The following is a 3,113-nucleotide window of genomic DNA, read 5'->3' on the forward strand; positions in this document are numbered from 1 at the left end:
CAAGGTATTCAAACCGTTTCGCTGGATAAGGAATTTGAAGGGCATGACGGCGATATCTGTACCCTGGCCGACCTGTTGATGAGCCCTCAGCCCGGTGTGGAGGAGAAGGTAGTGCAGGACGATGAAGTCAGGCGGCTGTATCGAGCCATACGCAAGCTTTCCCCCAAACAGAGGCAGGTTATACTCCTGCACTTCTTCCATGGGCTGAGATACAAGGATATTGCTCGGGCAAGGAATAGCCACTATAAATCGGTGCTCAGGTTGAAGGATAGGGCCTTAAAATCCTTAAAAGAGCATCTAAAGAAAATGGGATGCGATGTGTCTCTCAAAAGCCGGTTTTGAATTCTAGAAAGTAGATAAAGGAAAAGGAGGTGTGGGTTATGGCCTTGGAGGTAAGGCCTATGGCCGTGCGGGTACAGATTCAGCTGGATATGGGGCAGGATCAGGATGGCAGGAGGGTTACTAGGACTCGTACCTTGAGCAGAATAAAAGCCGATGTATCCGATGAAGACCTCTACAGCATAGCTTATGCCCTGGCATCGCTGCAGTCCCATCCTGTAATAGCTATCCGCAAGACGGCGCAGTTCGATTATGTCAATGTTTAAGTAAACTGAAAAATTGCGGTATAGGAGGTGAGGTAGGTGGCGCAGACGCTGGAAATGATTTTTAAGACGGGGCAGGGTAGGAACTTCCGAATTACGCTGGATGACCCGCGTTTTGACCTTCAGCCTTCCGAAGTTAAAGCTTTCATGGATCTGGTAATCAGCGTAAATCCTTTTGACATAGAGGGTGGGCTGGTCGAGATCGTCGGAGCCAACATCATCGATACCGAGGTTCAGCCACTGCAGTTGGTTTGATACAAGATAGAGGAGTGGATGCCACTCCTCTATCTTATTACAAGGTTTATAGTTATCTTTTTCATGCTGCCGCATAGCTTGTATAGATTTTATGGATTTATTAAGTATTTTTTACACTGTTATGCTGAGCTGTTCATAAAATATGGTAAGGAGGAATGGGCATGGAACAGCTACTTAGCCTCGTGGGCAATGTAGGCTTTCCCATCGTGCTGTCGGTATATCTGCTGGTCCGCATCGAGGGAAAGCTGGAGGGTTTGACTCAGTCAATTCAGGAGCTGGCACGGGCCATAGCTGCAATGGATCGTTGAATGAGAGCCGCATTTTTGCTGTAGCCGCTTTGTTTGCCATGTTAAACGTTGGTTTCCTTGCCGGCTTTATGTTTGGATATTGACTTTAAGGAAGGTCATGTTATATAATTCCTAAAAATAAAAATGGGATATTGAGCAAAAGGCTGTGAACGGGAAAAGTACATTCACTGTGAGCCTACAGAGAGCCGGGATAAGGTGAGAGCCCGGTGGTAAGCGGTGTATGGAAGTTCTCCCGGGAGCCGCAGGCTGAAGGGGAATGCCTGTTATTTTAAAGCGAGCTGTGCCCGCAGGATCTCTGGCCATCATGCAAGGGCTGGAATGGCAAATATGTATGGGTGTAATGGGAGTTAAAGGGTGGGCATTCCCTGCGTAGGCTGAGACGGTGGCCTTCGCCGTTATCCAGGAAGGGGGATATGGCGCCTTTGCTTTTTAAAGCCCGGTTGCGCGTTTCCATAAGAAGGGTATTTGCCGGCCGACGGCGTTGGATGCGGCATGCGGTTTAAGCCTGAAGCCGTTGGTAGCTGCAGTTGGGCTGTATGTGCACGAGTAAAGGTTGAGTTGAAGTTTGCTTGACGGGCTTGTAGATGGCAAGGGCAAGTATCCTTAAACGAGAGGGCTATCGCAGATGATAGCCAATTTAGGTGGTACCGCGGGAAGCACACCCCGTCCTAAACAGGACGGGGTTTTTTTATAGCCGTACGACGAGATCTTCACAAAATTGTGAAAGGGGTGTTTTGAAGTGATCGTTGTAATGAAGCCCGGAGCTACCCAGCAAGAGATAGAAAACGTCGAAAAGAGGTTGAGAGAGCTGGGATTTAAAACCCATCCCATCTATGGCGAAGTAAAGACGGTCATTGGAGCTATAGGCGATAAAAAGCTGGTAAAGGAGCATAACCTTTCGCACCTGCCGGGGGTAGAAGCCATAGTTCCCATAATGAAGCCGTATAAGCTAGTGGGGCGGGAGCTTAAAAAGCAGGATACAGTGGTGGAAGTAGGGGATGTGAAAATCGGCGGCAAAAAGCTGGTGATCATGGCCGGACCCTGCGCCGTTGAAAGCGAGGAGCAGATATATGAGGTGGCCCGTAAGGTGAAGGAAGCGGGGGCCACCGTGCTAAGGGGTGGAGCCTACAAGCCCAGAACCTCACCTTATTCCTTCCAGGGGATGGAGGAGGAGGGCCTTAAGCTGCTACATCAGGCTGCAAAGATGACCGGCCTTAAGGTTGTCACCGAGGTTATGGACACCAGGGATGTGGAGCTGGTCAGCCGTTATGCTGATATACTGCAGGTGGGAGCGCGCAACATGCAGAACTTTCGCCTGCTTAAGGAGTGCGGTCTTTCTGGTAAGCCGGTGCTTTTAAAACGCGGCCTGTCGGCCACCATCGAAGAATGGCTCATGGCTGCCGAGTATATCGCCGATGCCGGCAATCAGAACATCATCCTGTGTGAAAGGGGCATCCGCACCTTTGAGACGGCCACACGCAACACCATGGATATAAACGCCGTGCCTGTGGTAAAGGAGCTTTCCCACCTCCCGATCATAGCCGATCCCAGCCACGGTACCGGCAACTGGAGGTGGGTGGATGCGGTGGCCAAGGCATTTGTGGCGGCAGGAGCAGACGGGCTTATGATAGAGGTGCACCCGGATCCCCAGAACGCAGCAAGCGACGGAGCGCAGTCCCTGCAGCCTGAGAGGTTCGCCCGTTTGATGGAGGAGTTAAAGCCCATAGCGCAGGCGGTGGGACGGGAACTGTAAAGACTGTATGACTAGAATAATAGCTTTTGGCTCGCCATATGGATGGACTACAATTTGCGTTTAAAATGACAGGCAAGCGTGTGCCTTTTTATGAGATCTCAACCGCTGTACATTTGATATGCCGAAAATGTGGTATTCAGACAATAAAAGAGGTGAATTGGCTGAAAGTATATGGTAAAATATCTTTGAAAGCTA

The 3,113-nt window shown here is 50.0% G+C and carries 5 protein-coding genes and 1 other annotated feature; all 5 genes read left to right on the forward strand.

Annotated features, from left to right (window positions below):
* Positions 1-342: RNA polymerase sigma factor (locus FWJ59_RS08995; RefSeq protein WP_414481602.1), on the forward strand; the 342-nt coding region annotated here is incomplete at its 5' end.
* Between the two features lie 38 nt (positions 343-380).
* Positions 381-605, forward strand: a complete 225-nt coding sequence (locus tag FWJ59_RS09000) for a DUF1659 domain-containing protein (RefSeq protein WP_414481603.1) — start codon at positions 381-383, stop codon at positions 603-605.
* A gap of 36 nt (positions 606-641) precedes the next feature.
* Positions 642-857 (forward strand): DUF2922 domain-containing protein, encoded by a 216-nt coding sequence (locus tag FWJ59_RS09005; protein WP_414481604.1) that lies wholly within the window; start codon positions 642-644, stop codon positions 855-857.
* Positions 858-1,018: 161 nt separating this feature from the next.
* Positions 1,019-1,165, forward strand: coding sequence for a YvrJ family protein (locus FWJ59_RS09010; RefSeq protein WP_414481605.1), 147 nt, complete (start codon positions 1,019-1,021; stop codon positions 1,163-1,165).
* A gap of 136 nt (positions 1,166-1,301) precedes the next feature.
* Positions 1,302-1,839: a binding site (T-box leader), on the forward strand.
* Positions 1,840-1,904: 65 nt separating this feature from the next.
* Complete coding sequence (gene aroF / locus FWJ59_RS09015) at positions 1,905-2,918, forward strand: 3-deoxy-7-phosphoheptulonate synthase (RefSeq protein WP_414481606.1); 1,014 nt, start codon at positions 1,905-1,907, stop codon at positions 2,916-2,918.
* Positions 2,919-3,113 lie beyond the last annotated feature (195 nt).

Origin of the sequence: Caldicoprobacter sp. (assembly GCF_047459465.1) — a bacterium.
Lineage (GTDB): Bacteria > Bacillota > Clostridia > Caldicoprobacterales > Caldicoprobacteraceae > Caldicoprobacter.

Excerpts from the sequence above, each read along its gene's own strand:
- FWJ59_RS09000 (WP_414481603.1), top strand. The coding sequence starts at position 381 with ATGGCCTTGGAGGTAAGGCCTATGGCCGTGCGGGTACAGATTCAGCTG.
- FWJ59_RS09010 (WP_414481605.1), top strand. The coding sequence starts at position 1,019 with ATGGAACAGCTACTTAGCCTCGTGGGCAATGTAGGCTTTCCCATCGTG.